The sequence below is a fragment of the Paenibacillus polymyxa M1 genome, from assembly GCF_000237325.1.
In the GTDB taxonomy this organism is placed as follows: Bacteria; Bacillota; Bacilli; order Paenibacillales; family Paenibacillaceae; genus Paenibacillus; species Paenibacillus polymyxa_C.
On the sequence record NC_017542.1, the window covers coordinates 2,984,749 to 3,000,588 of the forward strand.

Here is a 15,840-nt window from a genome sequence, read left to right on the forward strand (position 1 = left end):
AAAAAAACTGTGCGAATTACCCTATTCCTATTTGAGGCTTTTTCGTGAAATGGAGGAAAGTTACATGTCAGATTTTCAACAAAAATTGCAGAAATATGCGGAATTAGCCGTTCGAGTGGGCGCGAATGTCCAACCTGGGCAGACACTTATCGTTCATGCGCCAATCTTGTCCGCCGAACTCGTACGACTTATCGTTAAATCAGCGTATACTGTCGGAGCCAAGCTGGTAAAAGTAAAATGGAGTGATGAGACGGTTACCCGATTACAGTATGAACTAGCTCCTGATGAAACTTTTAATATTGCTCCCAAATGGTACGCAGCCGAAATGACTGAAGAAGTCGAAAATGGCGCTGCAGTACTCCATGTCATTGCCGAGAATCCTGATTTGCTTCAAGGAATTCCGTCCAGCAGAATTACCGCTGCCCAGCGTGTGCGATCACATGAATTACGGCAATACCGTGAATACCAAATGGCTGACAAGTTCAGCTGGTCTCTGATTGCTTATCCTTCAGCAGAATGGGCAGCCAAAGTGTTCCCTGATCTGCCAGCTTCCGAGCAAATGGATAAACTGTGGGAAGCCATTTTCAGCACTGTACGTGTGGATCTGGACAACCCTGTGGAGGCGTGGAATGAGCATTTGAAAACTCTTTCCAGCAAAGCTGATATTTTAAACTCCAAACGCTATAAAAAGCTGCATTATCTGGCTCCAGGTACAGACCTCACCATCGAACTTGCAAAAGACCATCTGTGGGTAGCAGCCGAAAGCATCAACCAACAGGGACATAGTTTTGTAGCCAACATGCCTACTGAAGAGGTATTTACTGCTCCACTTAAAACGGGAGTAAACGGTAAAGTCAGCAGCACCAAGCCACTCAGCTACAGTGGCAACATTATCGACAACTTCTCACTGACCTTTGAAAATGGACGTATTGTCGATGTACAGGCCGAAACCGGCTTGGAGACTCTCCAGCATCTCGTAGAAATGGACGAAGGTTCACACTACCTGGGCGAGGTTGCGCTCGTGCCTCACAAGTCACCGATCTCTGACAAAAATATTTTATTCTACAATACATTGTTTGATGAAAATGCCTCGAACCATCTGGCTATCGGTAATGCCTATGCATTCAACCTTAAAGGTGGTAAAGATATGACTCAAGAGCAGTTGGCTGCCAACGGTCTGAACTCCAGTCTGACTCACGTCGACTTTATGATTGGTTCAGGTGAAATGGACATTAACGGCGTTACCGAAGACGGTACTGAGGAACCGATCTTCCGTAAAGGAAATTGGGCGATCTAACACGGCAAAAAAGGCTCTCACCGCTTTATGCGGGAGAGCCTTCTTGCTTCGTCCGTTAGGATATGTTACCTATATTCACAGTGTATTAATCCAATAGTTCGCTGCAAGTCCAAAAACGATTTGTACTATGCTGATGATGAAAAAGACAATAAAGCAGCTTACGACTCTTCGATTAATGGTTTGATGTAAGGATAAAGATGATTTCACATAGAACATACTACCTAATATCCCTAAACATAGACCAAAGACGCCTGCAAATAACCACCCTATAACCAAGCTGACCACGACAAAAGCCCAACTCCAGCCAGGAGCCTTACTTACTGGAACATAAGGTTGATTGGACCCAAGATATATACCGTTCACAGCTAAATCTGCTTTGTTGCCAATGACTACAACATTCAGAGCTTTCTCCTTTAATCTTATTGGAAAATCAATCAAGTTTAAAAATGCGTTCTGGCTTTTCACCTTCTGCTCGCTACCATTCACAATGACTTTTCCACCGTTAAAGCCACGCTTATACTCAATAGTATATTGAGTATCTTGATCTTCTACATTCCACTTTGCCATCGCTAAACTCCTTTCAAAATTTAGGGGAGCCGTAAATATACTCCCGGGATTTCCTAATTATGTACCATGAAAATCATACCATAAGCTGCAAGTTAAATAATGGAAAAAGGTCGCTTATTAGCGACCTCTGAACCTACTTTATTAGTATGGGATTAGTTTCAATGTCCAATTTTAGCCTTGTAGGCAACTGAATACTGGTCAGCTGCTAAGATTGCATCAAGCACATCATCCGCTGTAACAGCAAATGGTAAATTGTGAGCTGTTTCGCCTTCTTTGGTAGCAGCCTGAGCTACCCGGTACAAATCCTCTCGTGAGGCTTCTTGCAGCTTAATGTCTTTCAGCGTAACCGGCAAATCCAGTTTTAGGTAAAAATCAATATACCGCTCCACCTCAGTTAAAGGTCTTTTTTCCAAGGCAAGCTGTACTAAGGTGCCAAAGGCTACTTTTTGACCATGCGTCAGGTGATGAATGTCTCCTTCGAGTACGGTAAAACCGTTGTGAATGGCATGTGCGCCTGCCAAGCCACCGCTTTCAAAACCCAAACCACTTAGCAACGTATTGGCTTCCACCACCGCTTCAAGCGCCGGTGTAACAACTTTGCGTTTCACAGATTCATAAGCTTGCAGTCCGTAATCGAAAAGAACTTCCTCGCACTTGGACGCAATGGCTTCTGCCGCCAACGTTGGCAAACCACCAGCCATAGTGGTAGCACGAGCTTCAATGACTGCGCGGGTTTCAATCCACGTTGCCATAGCATCCGCAATGCCTGAGGAGAGGAACAAAGGCGGTGCTTGAGATATGACTTTCGTGTCAACCAGGATTAAGCTTGGATTTTTACTGAAAAAGGAATACGTATCAAATGCACCCTCATCGGTGTACAAAACAGATAGTGCACTGGTGGGTGCGTCTGTAGAGGCGGTCGTTGGAACAATCACAACTGAGGAATCGAGTAGCTCATTAACGGCTTTGGCGGTATCCAACGTTTTACCGCCACCTACACCAATGACAATATCGACCTGGCCGCTTCGTCCCTCATCAGCAATACGGTTTACTTCATTTTTGGATGCTTCTCCTTGAAACTCAACCTTTACCACCGTAATCTCGGCCTGTTCTAGACTTTTGACCACCCGATCGGCTGCAATCTCCCAAACCAGCTTGTCCGCAATAACCAAGGCCGTATGACCTAAAGGCTTAACATATTCACCTGTTTTATCAATCACATTTTTCCCTTGCACATATTTACCTGGACTAATAAATACTTTTTCGCTCATCATTCAACTCTCCCTTCCATGTTTGTACAATCTCTATTATACGGCTGAAAGAGCACACATCTCAATTTCAAAGCCAAGATCTTCTATCATTTGATGATCAGCGGTAACTTCTTGGCCTTCTGTCGTTAAATAATCTCCTACAAAAATCGAATTTGCTGCATAAAGGGATAGCGGTTGTAATGAACGCAGATTTAACTCCCTTCCGCCTGCAACGCGTATTTCCTTGGATGGACAGATGAACCGGAACAGTGCCAATACCTTCAAAGCTTGGATCGGCGAGATCCGCTGTGCTTCTCCTAAAGGGGTTCCGGGGACTGGGTTCAGGAAATTAATCGGAATAGAGTCGGCATCCAACTCTCGTAAGGCATAAGCCATTTGAACGATTTCCTCATTCGTCTCCCCCATACCGATAATAACGCCAGAGCATGGAGACATTCCGTGTGATTGAGCCATTTTCACAGTTTCGACGCGTTGATCATATGTATGTGTGGTTGTAATCGAGGGATAGTTGGCCTTGCTTGTATTTAAATTATGATTGTAACGGTGTACCCCCGCATCTGCCAATCGCCGTGCTTGATCTCCCTTGAGAATCCCCAAGCAAGCGCAAATCTTGAGCGGCATGGTACGAGTAATTTCCTGTACAGCATCAATTACCTGATCCAGCTCCCGATCTGTCGGACCTTTGCCGGAAGCTACAATGCAATATGTCCCTGCTTTTCGTGCTACGGCTTCCCTTGCCCCAGCCAACAGTGATTCCTTGTCCAGCATACTATACTTGCTGACAGGTGCCGTGGAAACGATGGATTGTGAGCAATAACTACAATCCTCCGGGCACAGACCACTTTTGGCGTTCATGATCATATTGAGCTTTACTTTTTTTCCGTAAAAATGATGCCGCACCTGAAATGCAGCTTGCATAATCGGTAATATTTCTGCATCGTCCGCTTCCAGTACCCCCGTACCTTCTTCCAGCGTCAGATTGCTGAAATGGATCGCTTTTTCAGCTAATCGGCCCCAATCTACATCCTTATTGAATAAATTCATATTTCTTCCTCCCTCATTTAAATGAACATGTAACCAGATGAGATTTTTAGCGTAAGGAAATTCGCTCTATTGTCAACCTATTGATATGCAATTAGGTTGACAATAACACGAATATCATATCAATTCATATCCTTTATGTAAAGAAGGCAAATTAAAAAGCGACCCCACATCATTGAAGGTCGCTTTCCATATTTATTCCATTATGAGACTCCTGCTTCCTCCACGACGATAGGCTGTTTAATTAGCCGAATACGTGAAATCCGCTTGTTTTCAACTTCTTCCACAATGAACATACATCCTTCAAACACTACAGACTGGCCTGGCTGTGGAGGAATAACCTCTACATGTGAGTACAGCCAGCCTCCTACTGTATCATAATCCTCATGATCAAGATCCAGTCCAAAACGATCGTTCACTTCATCAATTAATAACATACCGTCAATGGAAAATTCCTCGTCATTAATCTGCTCACAACTCGGACGTTCTTGGTCGAACTCATCCTGAATTTCACCGACGATTTCTTCCATAATATCTTCCAGCGTTACCATACCCGATGTGCCACCGTATTCATCAATCAAAATTGCAATTTGCGTCTTGCTACGCTGCATGCGTTTGAGCAGATCACTAATTTGCGTTGATTCAGGAACAGCAAGAATCGGCCGAATCATCGTACGGGTATCCAGCGTGTTCGCACGTAGAAGATCTTTAATATGGATAAAGCCGATAATATGGTCCTTATCTTCGGCGCAGATTGGATAACGGGTTCTCATGCTTTCCGTCGCAATCGCGAGATTTTCTTCTGTAGACTCATTACTGTATAAACAGATCATCTCCGTGCGTGGAATCATGATTTCCCTGGCGGTTGTGTCGGCAAAATCAAATATATTATCAACAAGCGCCAATTCCGTATTATCAATTAGTCCGCTCTTATTGCTTTCTTTCATCAGAATGCGTATTTCATCCCCCGTATGCGCGGAATCATCGTATTCGGATACCGGCTCCAGACGAAATAAACGCAGCAGGCTGTTCGCCATTCCATTCAACGCCCATATAAATGGATACATCAACTTGTAAAACCAAGTCATCAGCATGGCCGAATACAGCGTAATAGTCTCAGATTTACGAATAGCTATCGTTTTGGGTGCCAATTCACCCAATACAATATGCAGAATCGTAATGACAATAAATGCAATGACCACGGCAGTACCGTGCACGTATACCGCCCCCAAGCCAGCGGCAGTAAATATAGGTTCAATCAAATGTGCGATGGCCGGCTCTCCGATCCATCCCAGTCCCAACGATGCTAGGGTAATACCCAATTGGCAAGCAGACAAATAAGCGTCCAAATTGTGTATCATATTGGCGGCGTATACGGCCTTTTTATTGCCCGCCTCCACCAAGGTTTCTATACGGCTGCCCCTAACCTTCACCATGGCAAATTCCGCAGATACAAAAAATCCATTCAATAATACTAATGCAAAAACAATAAATAAGTTAAACATACTCGGTAAAGGGTCACTCAATATGCTCCCCATCAGCCGTCATTACGGCAGACAGGCGCACCTCCTTCGGATAGTTTCATCATAGACAGAACGATAACACATCATAAGCAGCGTCAACTTCCCAACACATTCACCCCTTCCGGCTTCCCTAAGCCATATTCCGCAAAAATGATTAAATCATTTATCAGCTTATATTTAATTATATAACTATACTCTATACAGTCAAACCACAAGCAATGTCAGAAAAATCAATCCCTCTATCATTTAGGTCGGAAAGCTCTCATTTTCGCCTCTTACCACCAAGAAAGCAACTATATTTGAGAAAGAATATAAACAAAATACATCCCCTGCCGTCTGGCAGAGGATGTAAACTCATATATATGAAGGCATCAGCGAACCGGAGATCCGCCCGGGTTCCCGATGACGCCGGGATATTGGTACAACAATGGCTCATCAAAAGTTGCATAATCCAGGTTTAACATCAGCAGAATGGTCCGTTTGCCTGTCGCCGGATCACTAATAATAATGTGGTCCCGACCTGCTGCTTCTAGAATGCCTTTGAATATTTTAGCATTCCATTCCCGGTTATTTTCATAGGTCATATAAAAGGTTCCCGTTTTGCCCAAGTTCAAGCGTAAAATATTCTCGATGTATGATTGCTCGTATTGCGGAGTCTGAACCTGCACCACTGTACCCGTTGGTGTCATAGGGCTGCCACTACTTACTTGAGGTGGAAAGCCAGTCATAGGTTGCATAGGTTGCATAGGTTGCATAGGTTGCATGGTTCCGGTTGGAGCCATCCCTCTTGGCCATTCGGGATATCCATTACCGGAAGCATAAGATACGGGACGGTAAGCTTGCTGTGAAATCATGTAAATTCCTCCTAAGATGGTTTTAATTTAACTTTAATTCTTCAAGCCATTCTGAAAGGTGTCTAATATACATTAGGACAGTCCTGTGCAGTCGGGCTAAAAAAGCAGTGGGCTTTAAAGCGTCCGGTATTGGTCTGGTTATACCAGGTACCCGGGCATTCACCAGCCGGTCTGAAAAACCATAATGCATTGGATGCCGGACGTATTTTTTCTCCATTAATTACACGCTGGGCAAGTCGAATGTCCCGATCACGGGCTTTCTGATAAAAATACCCCTTCTGAGTAGCTTCAAAACCACCGGGGCTTTGAAACACCATGTCATTCATGAGGCGTATCCCTTGGAAATCCAGGCAATTGGATAAAATTCGGTTCACACCGACATTACCAACCATGAGCATTCCCATCTCACCTTCACCTTCGGCCTCAGCCCGCATCAGCCGGGCGAGGGTCCTCACATCCCCTGAGTTGGTCTTGATTACAGCCATCGCGTCCCCTCCTTGCTTCTCAATCACATACCCTATCCTATGGTACAAATGCCCAATAAGTGACAGTCCAGAAAATAAAAAAATAGCCCCAAGAATGGGACTACTTATTTAGGCTTTTATCATGGCTCGTAAACCATCTTACGCGTCATACCACCATCGACCACCAAATTCGTGCCTGTTACAAAATCATTGCCCGGTTGTGTCAAATACAGACAGGCTCGTGCGATATCTTTAGGGGTCCCTACTCGTCCAGCCGGGTGCTGTTGATGGTCTTCAGCACGCAATTGCTCGTAATCCCCGGTTTCAATCCATCCTGGACTAATACAATTGACCTGAATCCTATCCTTTCCTAGCGATATGGCCATCGCGTGTGTAAGGGCGGCTATGGCTCCTTTGGATGCCGCGTAGGCTTCTGTATCCGGCTCTGACATGAAAGCTCGTGTAGAGGTCATATTAACCACTGATCCCCCTTCTGCGTTCCGCTTCATTACCTTAGCTGCTTCTCTTGTTGCAATAAAACAGCTGCGTACGTTTGTGTTCAAAATGTCATCCCATTCTGCTACGGTTAACTCATATGGAGATTTCCATCTGGACACGCCTGCATTGTTAATCAATGTATGAATTGTACCGTATTCTTCTTCCGTGGCACGGATCAGCGCTACAATATCTTCTTCCTTACGCACATCACAAGGGATAAAAATAGCCTGATGACCCTCGTTCCGGACTGCTGCAGCAGCTGCGGCGCCCTCTTCCTCATTGCAGTCAGCAAACACGACTCTGGCACCCTGAGCAGCGTAGGCAAAAGCGACCTCTTTCCCGATACCATGCGCTGCTCCTGTTACAATAACAACTTGTCCTTCAAATGACACGACTTATTCCTCCTCTGAACTACTCTGTTTTAGTATATATGTACCAAAATGTGCCGTACAAGAAACATTCACAGCCCCCTACCCTGGCTCCTAGCAGAAGGCTGTAAATGAGCATGAATATTTTTGACTGAATCTTACATTTTAACCTGCTCCAAACTATAGCGATTAAGACGCTGAAATCCAATATACCTTGTACCTTGAAAAGTAAGCCGTCCCTCATCCCCTTCAGCACATTGACCATATTCTTCCCCAGATACTTTGAACTCCATCCGGTCGCCACTCTCCACCTCAAAGGTTACATAATAGAAGGTATAGGTACGAGTGCCTTGTTCCTCCTGGCGCCTCTGTTGGAGATGTGTCCTTCTGGCCGTAATGCGGGAACCCACCGTCAACACAGGCTGCCGCTTGTTCCGGCTCCATTCCATGACTTCCCTGCCCGCAGACAACACGACAATACCCAACACAACTACGAAAAATACGGGCAATACCGTACCCAGCCAATCGAACATCCATAATGACTCAAATCCCATGCACCGCACTCCTCTCCGCCAGGCATTCCACAGGGAAACCACCGGGCATCCTGACCTGCCTCAAGCCTTCTATAACAGTATATGTATGTTGCTGCCCAAATTTGATAGTAACCCTCAAGAACGCCAAGAGCCTCCACGGATTAATCCGGGAGGCTCAAGATATGGCGATATCAGAATAGCTCATCGATTTACACATGTACAAGCTGGAGATAACGTTGTGTTTCATCCAGAACTTCATGATCTTCTTCCTCGGCGTAACGCTCTGCGCATTGCTTGCAGTCCTCTTCAGTCGTGCAACCGTAGGCATCCTGACAAGTGTAGCAAAATTGAAGGTAGTATTGGGTTAACATATGATCCTGATTCGCTCTCATGATTATCACTCCTATCGTTGTTTACAGGTTTAGTATAACAGTGGCTTATTTGTTAGTTTGTGATTTTTTTCACATGTTGTCGTATAAAATTTAAATTTTTTAAAAATAAAACGCCCTGGGAAGACATCCCAGGGCAATCACCTTTATCGTGATTATAAAATCCTCCAGTTTGCACCACCGTCCGTTGTTTTTAACAGCAGTGATTTCTTGTCGTCTAGTCGTTCCAAAAGCAGCCAACCTACCGATGAAGAAGCAAAACGTAGCTTGACTGATCGTGGATAGTCTTTTAGCTTCGAAGGCAGCACCTTGTTGCCTCTGAGACTTGTCCACGTCTTTCCTCCATCCATTGTACGGCTCATTCCGTTTACGGTTATAACCCACCCTTCTTTATCGCTTAGAAAGGTACGCCCAGGAGTTATAGAAGTATTATTGCTACTCAGACCCAATGGCACATCATTCCATTGTGTTCCTGTATTATTCGTAAATAGCCCGTTATATTTTGTACCGTTATCCCCGTAGCAGAGAACCGGAATCCAATATGAAGAACTGTTACCTTCAAGAGACTGCTGAGCTTCTGCCTTAGCCTGAGGGCAACCCTGCATGCTGTTAGCGACCGGAGTCCACGTTTTCCCTAGATTCGAAGTTTTATACAACTTCACCCTGCTGTCCACATTAATCGCCACAAAACCCTGATTGTTGGAAGAAAAGCTCATTCCCGCCACACTGCCCTGATCGGGTAAACCTGAGCCTGACTTGTTGGATGTCGTACCAGAACTTTGGGCGACTTTATTCCACGTGGCTCCTCCGTCGGTGGTGTGATACAACATTTTTTGTTGATCCTGCTCATTCAGTTTTATATAAGCCATGATCCAGCCTGTAGTTGGATTTACATATTGAATCGAGCTTACATGGTCTCCGCTTGGTAGCGCTGATACATCCCAGCTCTGTCCTCCATCTGACGTTCTTAGAATGACCGTTGCTGTTTGGTCCAGATTTTGACGGACAACCCAACCGTGACGGGAATCTGTGAAACTGATATCCTTGCCATATTCAAGCTTGTCTTGAAATTGAACATTTTCGGAGGGAGAAATATTATTCCATGTTTTCCCACCATCATGGGTATCATAAAGGCGCAGCTCATTATGGGTAACTCCCCAAACCAACCCTTTATTGTTATCGATTAAATGAAAATCCGCGATTCGTGTTTGTACAACATATTTGGCGTTTGGATCACCCGCCTTCGGGGTCACCGGCGGATTAATAGTTATCGTCTGTCCCTGGTCATCTGGTTCCTCAATCGAAGGTTTAGTTACAGTTTTTGGGGTTTCAGCAGAACAGGCAGTTAGCAAAATACCCGTTAACAGCATTACTCCTCCCAAGAGCGCACGCCAGCGCAGTTTCATATCAAAATCCTCCCTCGATGGCATGCGGTAATCACGTGCCAAAAGCTTATCTGAAACAGAATTATACCATAAACACCCCTATGTGACACTTTTCGCGTAATGACAAAAATAACCGGCTCCTTCACAAAAGTGAAGGATACCGGCTTTTTTTATACTAATATTGTTCAGGATTTATGGTTCAACAAACTTTTGTGATATCCATAGAAGAAATAAATCAGTAATCCAAGGAGTAGCCACACGATAAATCCGATCCAGGTGCTGATATGAAGCTGAAGCATCAGACCGATGCAAACCAAAGCACTCAGTAGCGGAAGCAACGGAACCCATGGTACGGTAAACCCTCTTTTCAAATCCGGGCGTGTCTTGCGCAGAACGATGACCCCGACCGAGACTACAGCAAAAGCGAACAGAGTTCCAATACTCGTCAGATTGGTCAGTGCATGCAACGGGAACAAGCCGCTAGCCAATGCGATAATGCTACCCACCAGCCATGTACTTCGAATTGGTGTTTGGGTTTTGGTATTTATTTTAGATAAAAAAACGGGTAAAAGGCCATCACGTGACATGGAAAAGATTAATCGTGTCTGGCCATACAACAGAACCAGTAAAACGGTCGTCATCCCTGCAATCGCACCGACTGAAATTAATCCAGCTACGAAATCCTGATGAATAAAGCGGAGAGCAAACGCAACCGGATCACTAACGCCCAACTGCGTATAAGGTACCATTCCTGTTAGCACAACTGAAACGGCAATATACAGTATCGTACAGATGGCTAGAGAGGAGATAATGCCAATAGGCATGTTCCGCTGCGGATTGCGCACTTCTTCGGCTGCGGTTGAGATAGCATCGAAACCCAGATAAGCGAAAAATACGATTGCCGCAGCACTCAATACACCAGAAAATCCATAAGGCAAAAATGGTGTCCAGTTGGCAGGCTTAACATAAAAGATTCCAATCGCAATGAATAACAGTACAACCCCAACTTTGACACAAACCATAATGAAATTGAATCGGACCGTTTCCTTGGCTCCGAGACTTAGCAACAGTGTGATGAGCATGATGATGCACACCGCTGGCAGATCAATAATGGTCCCCTTGGTCGAATCAAAGGCTGCGGTTATAGCTAACGGTAGATGTATATCAAATCCGGCCAGCAAGCCTTGAAAGTAAGCAGACCAGCCACTACTCACAGAGGCGGCCGCTACTCCATATTCCAGAATCAAGTCCCAACCCAGTACCCAGGCCAGAACTTCTCCAAAAACAATATAACTATATGCATAAGCGCTCCCAGCCGCGGGAACTGTAGATGAAAGCTCTGCATAGCACAAGGCTGCCAATACGCAGGCAATCCCTGCAATAACAAAAGAAAGCATCAAGCCGGGACCTGCATTTTCTGCTGCTGCCTTGCCAGTAATAACAAAAATCCCTGTCCCGATGATGCATCCTACTCCTAGCATGGTGAGATCAAAAGGCCCCATTGTTCTCTTTAAGTGACCTGTAGATCCGCTTTCCTCGTGCGAGAGCAGTCCTGTTTTTTTTCGAAATAAGTCCATATTCTTAATCCTCTTTCCATAATTTCATGCGTCAATATCGGTGCTGCAACGCTTTAGTGCGTGTTCTTATCATTCGATTAATTATTAGCGAGCTCGTCTTTGAAGTCAAGGAAAAATGTCATATTTCTTTGCGGTGGGTTAGTATATAGGGTACACTAAATTGGAAAGATAAATTTTTAAGTAATATCCCAAAATGAAAAGGTATACAACCCGAGAAGGAGATGAGGATTTTATGAGCTTAAAACCTTACAAACGAAGTAGAGTGGCTATTGTCGGCATGGGAGCGGTTGGCACAACAACCGGCTACACCCTGCTGCTGCGCCAACGCATGCAAGAACTTGTCTTTATTGATGTCAACGTCAAAAAGGCGAAGGGGGAAATGCTCGATATGAATCATGGGCTTCCTTTTCTCGGCGGTGTCAAAGTATGGGCGGGTGATTATGAAGACTGCCGTAATGCAGATATCATCATTGTTGCAGCGGGAGCTTCACAAAAGCCGGGAGAAACACGTATTGATCTTCTCAAGCGTAATGCCGAAATTTTTGAAAGTATTATTGATAATATCGTCAAGGTCAATACCCATGGCATTTTGCTGATCGCAACCAATCCAGTGGACATTCTCTCCTACATCTCTTGGAAACGCAGTGGTTGGCCTTCAAGCAGAGTCATTGGATCAGGAACGTTGCTGGACAGCGCACGCTTCCGCTATCTGATCGGGAAGCAAAAGGGCATCGATCCACGAAGCATCCACGCCCATATTATTGGAGAACATGGTGACTCTGAGTTACCTGTATGGAGCACAGCCAACGTGGCTGGAACTCCACTGGAGTTGGACGAAGGAACGAAAAATGAAATTTTTGAGAATACGAAGAATGCTGCCTATGAAATTATAGATGCCAAAGGCGCTACATCCTACGCCATCGGGCTGGCTCTTGACCGTATCGTAGCCGCTATTCTCGGAGACGAGGGGTCGGTACTTAATGTGTCCACCCTGCTGGAAGATTATAACGGTGTATCTGACGTTTATTTAGGTGTTCCAAGTATCGTGGATCACAATGGAGTACGTGAAATTTTGGATCTTCCGCTCAATGACGAGGAACGTGCAAGGTTCGTTCAATCTGCGGACAAGCTGAAAGATCAAATTAGTAAAGTGCATATGTAATTCAGTAAGTCAAGAATATAAATGCTAAACAAAAACGGACCTCCACAGCGGATACATCCGTTGTGAGGTCCGTTTTTTTATAATATAATTTCGTTCGTTTGTCGCCCTGCTATGCGTTCCAAATTACCAAGGTGGTGTATCGCCATCCACACCCTCATTTTCATGCTGCCTTTTCTCTTTCAGCCGCTCAGCCACTGTTTCAAAGGATTCTGGTTGCAGCAGTTCAATCGGTGAAAATCCCTTTTCAAACGTAAATGCATCACCTTCAATAATAAGTGCATATCTATCATGAAGTTTTGTGATATGCAGCTTGGCACCAAAGTCGGATAGCAACCCACGTACAGCCGTATCATCCAGTTTGAAGCGAACTTCAATTTCCGGTTTTAGCTCGACAATATGCTGCGCAGCCTCTACGACCTGAAGGGGTTCCCACTTCCCTTGCAAATCCCGTTTTTCGCTGGCTGCCCATAGTTCCAGATCGCGCTCTTCCTGCTGTCTTTCCTCATTTGATGCATCCGGCCATTTGGTTTCTACATAGTTCTGAACAAAGCCCATGACATGCTCATTAACGATTTCCGGCATGGATTGCTCATAAGTGACGAATTTCAAAAAGTCTTCAAAATACCGTGCATGCGAAGACTGATGTATTTTAAGCTCCCATTCATCGTTCATACCCTCCTCCAGCATGTAAGGATACATGATGGATTTCATATTACGGGCTGAAATCGCCATTTCGACCTCACTTACCAGACTACTCTCAGTAATCCGTGCAATTTTAGGTTCAAAATCACATTTGAGTACAAAAATAAACGGGTCGTCAGAGTGGGTATTTAATGTAGCCTGTACAATGATCAGTGCTCCACCTCGTACCGCGCTTGTATCCAAATACATCCGCACCAGATCATCACATGCATTTTTAAAATCTTCCTTATCCTCTGCTGCACGTAGTCGGGCGAACATATTGAAATTCGGATTACTGCTCAGTTCATGTTCCGGTTCGACGATAAAGCGGCCGATTTTGGTCGGTGCCTGCTCTGTGCTGGGATTTTTTTCAACCTTTCGCTTGCTAATACGAGCAAATTCCCCGTCCAGAAATTTTTTGACATCACTCTCGTCGTAATCATAGTCGTCCATTGTAGCATAATGCTTGTAGGACTTACCGCCTTGTCCTTCTTTCCCGTCTACCTGAATCACAAAAAAAGATAAAAAGTCCACTTGAAAGTTCATTTACGTTCTATACGCTCCTTTTCAGGCATGTACGCGTAATTATATCACTATGATTTTAAAAGGTACATCGGATTCAGATTCTGATAGATAAACATACGCTTATTAGTTAACATAATATTAATTATGTTTATCTATTTTGTTTGAGTATAATTTACAATTTATAAATATGTAGTGACTCATTCCCTTCTATTCTAATCCGTATTCTTTAGCATGATTGATCACTTCCTTTTTCCTGCTCTACTTCATTCATAATCACAAAAAAACATTTGACTAAATAGTAGTATATTTATTATATTATCTATTTTTATATAGACAAATATTAATTTTGTTTATAAAAACAAAAAATAGACTCTAAGGGTTTTACCCCCTGAAAACTGGAAAGGAGAGTTTGTTGTTGTTTAAAAATCCATATATAAGGACTATTATCGCCTCCAATGCGTTGCTAAATTTGGGCATCTGGGTGCGGAACTTTGCCATACTGTTGTATGTAACAGATCTGACCCATAATGATCCCGTATACGTATCGCTCATTTCGGTTGCTGAATTTGCGCCTATCTTTCTGTTTGCCATCATTGGAGGTACGTTTGCGGATCGTTGGCGGCCTAAACGGACAATGGTTAGTTGCGATCTGCTGTCGGCTGCATCCATTTTTATCGTGTTGCTCGCATTGTGGTACGGGTCATGGCAAGTGCTCTTGCTATCCACTTTCTTCTCGGCCATTCTATCTCAATTTTCTCAGCCATCTGCGATGAAGATATTAAAGCAGCATGTAGCACCAGAACAGCTTCAGGGAGTGATGGCTCTTTTTCAGTCTCTCATGGCATTATTTATGGTTATCGGTCCTGTCGTCGGTACATTTATTTATCAACACTTTGGAATTTTCTCTTCATTGTCTATAACAGGAATGTTGTTTCTCATCTCTGCGCTTGTTCTGACTCGTATCCCACAAGATGAACAAGCAATTGAGATAGATCGATCAACTCATTTTATTGAAGAGCTTAAAGAAGGAATACGTTATGTATGGAATAACCGTACACTTCGCACGCTTGGAGGAACATTTACCATAATTGGGCTGGCAGTCGGACTTATTCAACCATTAATGGTTTTTGTCGCTATCGAGAACCTCGGACAAGATAAGGAATTTTTACAATGGCCGTTAATGGCGAACGGAGCGGCTATGCTGTTGGGCGGCGGTCTGATTATGGGGATTGCTAAAAAAGTTCAGCCGCAATTGCTGCTGGCGACTGGACTTCTGGTCAGCACACTGACAACCTTTGGAGTCGGATGGTCGCACAATATTATGCTGACAATGGCATTACAAGTACTTAGCGGTCTATTTTATCCTTGCATTCATATCGGTATCAACACGATGATGATGAAAAATGCCGAAGCTGCTTTTATCGGCCGAGTCGGTGGTGCCCTCTCTCCCCTGTTCTCGGGGATGATGGTCGTCGGTATGAGCATCGGCGGTACACTCAAACGCGAATCCTCCCTGTACACCGTATATATCGTGAGCGCCGGCTTATTTTTAGTCGGATCGATGTTGTTGTTACCGCTGCTTCGTGACAGACAGCCTGTACAAGCTGTCACATCCGTTGATTCTAAATAAGAGCACAAGAAACCGCCCTGGGAGATATGATATGCCAGCTACTAGGGTGGTTTCTTAATGTTAGTACTCTGTTTC

General features: G+C 44.4%; 15 protein-coding genes. 3 read left to right on the forward strand and 12 right to left on the reverse strand.

Features of this window, described 5'->3' with window-relative positions:
* Positions 1-64: 64 nt before the first annotated feature.
* A complete protein-coding gene (locus PPM_RS13140; protein WP_013371377.1) occupies positions 65-1,297 on the forward strand; it encodes an aminopeptidase in 1,233 nt (410 codons plus the stop codon).
* Positions 1,298-1,372: 75 nt separating this feature from the next.
* On the opposite strand, the gene PPM_RS13145 is transcribed toward PPM_RS13140, so the two are convergent.
* The 11 genes from PPM_RS13145 to PPM_RS13195 all read right to left on the reverse strand — a co-directional run bounded on the left by PPM_RS13145 (position 1,373) and on the right by PPM_RS13195 (position 11,767).
* Positions 1,373-1,864 (reverse strand): hypothetical protein, encoded by a 492-nt coding sequence (locus PPM_RS13145; protein ID WP_013371378.1) that lies wholly within the window; start codon positions 1,862-1,864, stop codon positions 1,373-1,375.
* Between the two features lie 158 nt (positions 1,865-2,022).
* Positions 2,023-3,135 (reverse strand): glycerol dehydrogenase, encoded by a 1,113-nt coding sequence (locus PPM_RS13150; protein WP_043885975.1) that lies wholly within the window; start codon positions 3,133-3,135, stop codon positions 2,023-2,025.
* A 36-nt stretch (positions 3,136-3,171) separates the two neighbouring features.
* Positions 3,172-4,179, reverse strand: coding sequence for a biotin synthase BioB (gene bioB / locus PPM_RS13155; protein WP_013371380.1), 1,008 nt, complete (start codon positions 4,177-4,179; stop codon positions 3,172-3,174).
* 200 nt (positions 4,180-4,379) lie between these two features.
* Positions 4,380-5,681, reverse strand: coding sequence for a hemolysin family protein (locus PPM_RS13160; protein ID WP_013371381.1), 1,302 nt, complete (start codon positions 5,679-5,681; stop codon positions 4,380-4,382).
* 389 nt (positions 5,682-6,070) lie between these two features.
* Positions 6,071-6,553: a spore coat protein GerQ gene (gerQ, locus tag PPM_RS13165; RefSeq protein ID WP_013371383.1), complete on the reverse strand. Its 483-nt coding sequence runs from the start codon at positions 6,551-6,553 to the stop codon at positions 6,071-6,073.
* 62 nt (positions 6,554-6,615) lie between these two features.
* Positions 6,616-7,038 (reverse strand): cell wall hydrolase, encoded by a 423-nt coding sequence (locus PPM_RS13170; RefSeq protein WP_013371384.1) that lies wholly within the window; start codon positions 7,036-7,038, stop codon positions 6,616-6,618.
* Positions 7,039-7,157: 119 nt separating this feature from the next.
* A complete protein-coding gene (locus PPM_RS13175) occupies positions 7,158-7,907 on the reverse strand; it encodes an SDR family NAD(P)-dependent oxidoreductase (RefSeq protein ID WP_013371385.1) in 750 nt (249 codons plus the stop codon).
* A 134-nt stretch (positions 7,908-8,041) separates the two neighbouring features.
* Positions 8,042-8,437 carry a DUF2500 domain-containing protein gene (locus tag PPM_RS13180; protein ID WP_013371386.1) on the reverse strand — a complete coding sequence of 132 codons (396 nt, stop codon included), beginning with the start codon at positions 8,435-8,437 and terminating at the stop codon, positions 8,042-8,044.
* A gap of 188 nt (positions 8,438-8,625) precedes the next feature.
* The gene (locus PPM_RS13185; RefSeq protein ID WP_013371387.1) at positions 8,626-8,808 is read right to left on the reverse strand and encodes a hypothetical protein; all 183 of its coding nucleotides are present in this window, start codon (positions 8,806-8,808) and stop codon (positions 8,626-8,628) included.
* 152 nt (positions 8,809-8,960) lie between these two features.
* Positions 8,961-10,211, reverse strand: a complete 1,251-nt coding sequence (locus PPM_RS13190) for a WD40/YVTN/BNR-like repeat-containing protein (protein WP_013371388.1) — start codon at positions 10,209-10,211, stop codon at positions 8,961-8,963.
* A gap of 164 nt (positions 10,212-10,375) precedes the next feature.
* Positions 10,376-11,767, reverse strand: a complete 1,392-nt coding sequence (locus PPM_RS13195; RefSeq protein ID WP_013371389.1) for an amino acid permease — start codon at positions 11,765-11,767, stop codon at positions 10,376-10,378.
* Between the two features lie 232 nt (positions 11,768-11,999).
* Here PPM_RS13195 and PPM_RS13200 point away from each other — a divergent pair, with 232 nt between their 5' ends.
* Complete coding sequence (locus tag PPM_RS13200; protein ID WP_013371390.1) at positions 12,000-12,929, forward strand: L-lactate dehydrogenase; 930 nt, start codon at positions 12,000-12,002, stop codon at positions 12,927-12,929.
* A gap of 123 nt (positions 12,930-13,052) precedes the next feature.
* Here PPM_RS13200 and PPM_RS13205 read toward each other — a convergent pair whose 3' ends face one another.
* Positions 13,053-14,156 carry a DUF3900 domain-containing protein gene (locus PPM_RS13205; RefSeq protein WP_013371391.1) on the reverse strand — a complete coding sequence of 368 codons (1,104 nt, stop codon included), beginning with the start codon at positions 14,154-14,156 and terminating at the stop codon, positions 13,053-13,055.
* Between the two features lie 394 nt (positions 14,157-14,550).
* Between PPM_RS13205 and PPM_RS13210 the strand changes: the two genes are divergently transcribed.
* Positions 14,551-15,765 carry an MFS transporter gene (locus PPM_RS13210; RefSeq protein WP_043885978.1) on the forward strand — a complete coding sequence of 405 codons (1,215 nt, stop codon included), beginning with the start codon at positions 14,551-14,553 and terminating at the stop codon, positions 15,763-15,765.
* The last annotated feature ends 75 nt before the right edge of the window (positions 15,766-15,840 follow it).

What these genes read in the sequence shown, in the direction of transcription:
- gerQ (WP_013371383.1), bottom strand. Translation starts at nt 6,553, where the DNA reads ATGATTTCACAGCAAGCTTACCGTCCCGTATCTTATGCTTCCGGTAAT.
- PPM_RS13195 (WP_013371389.1), bottom strand. Translation starts at nt 11,767, where the DNA reads ATGGACTTATTTCGAAAAAAAACAGGACTGCTCTCGCACGAGGAAAGC.
- PPM_RS13170 (WP_013371384.1), bottom strand. Translation starts at nt 7,038, where the DNA reads ATGGCTGTAATCAAGACCAACTCAGGGGATGTGAGGACCCTCGCCCGG.
- PPM_RS13160 (WP_013371381.1), bottom strand. Translation starts at nt 5,681, where the DNA reads ATGTTTAACTTATTTATTGTTTTTGCATTAGTATTATTGAATGGATTT.
- PPM_RS13205 (WP_013371391.1), bottom strand. Translation starts at nt 14,156, where the DNA reads ATGAACTTTCAAGTGGACTTTTTATCTTTTTTTGTGATTCAGGTAGAC.
- PPM_RS13185 (WP_013371387.1), bottom strand. Translation starts at nt 8,808, where the DNA reads ATGAGAGCGAATCAGGATCATATGTTAACCCAATACTACCTTCAATTT.
- PPM_RS13200 (WP_013371390.1), top strand. Translation starts at nt 12,000, where the DNA reads ATGAGCTTAAAACCTTACAAACGAAGTAGAGTGGCTATTGTCGGCATG.
- PPM_RS13190 (WP_013371388.1), bottom strand. Translation starts at nt 10,211, where the DNA reads ATGAAACTGCGCTGGCGTGCGCTCTTGGGAGGAGTAATGCTGTTAACG.
- PPM_RS13145 (WP_013371378.1), bottom strand. Translation starts at nt 1,864, where the DNA reads ATGGCAAAGTGGAATGTAGAAGATCAAGATACTCAATATACTATTGAG.
- PPM_RS13140 (WP_013371377.1), top strand. Translation starts at nt 65, where the DNA reads ATGTCAGATTTTCAACAAAAATTGCAGAAATATGCGGAATTAGCCGTT.
- PPM_RS13150 (WP_043885975.1), bottom strand. Translation starts at nt 3,135, where the DNA reads ATGAGCGAAAAAGTATTTATTAGTCCAGGTAAATATGTGCAAGGGAAA.
- bioB (WP_013371380.1), bottom strand. Translation starts at nt 4,179, where the DNA reads ATGAATTTATTCAATAAGGATGTAGATTGGGGCCGATTAGCTGAAAAA.
- PPM_RS13180 (WP_013371386.1), bottom strand. Translation starts at nt 8,437, where the DNA reads ATGGGATTTGAGTCATTATGGATGTTCGATTGGCTGGGTACGGTATTG.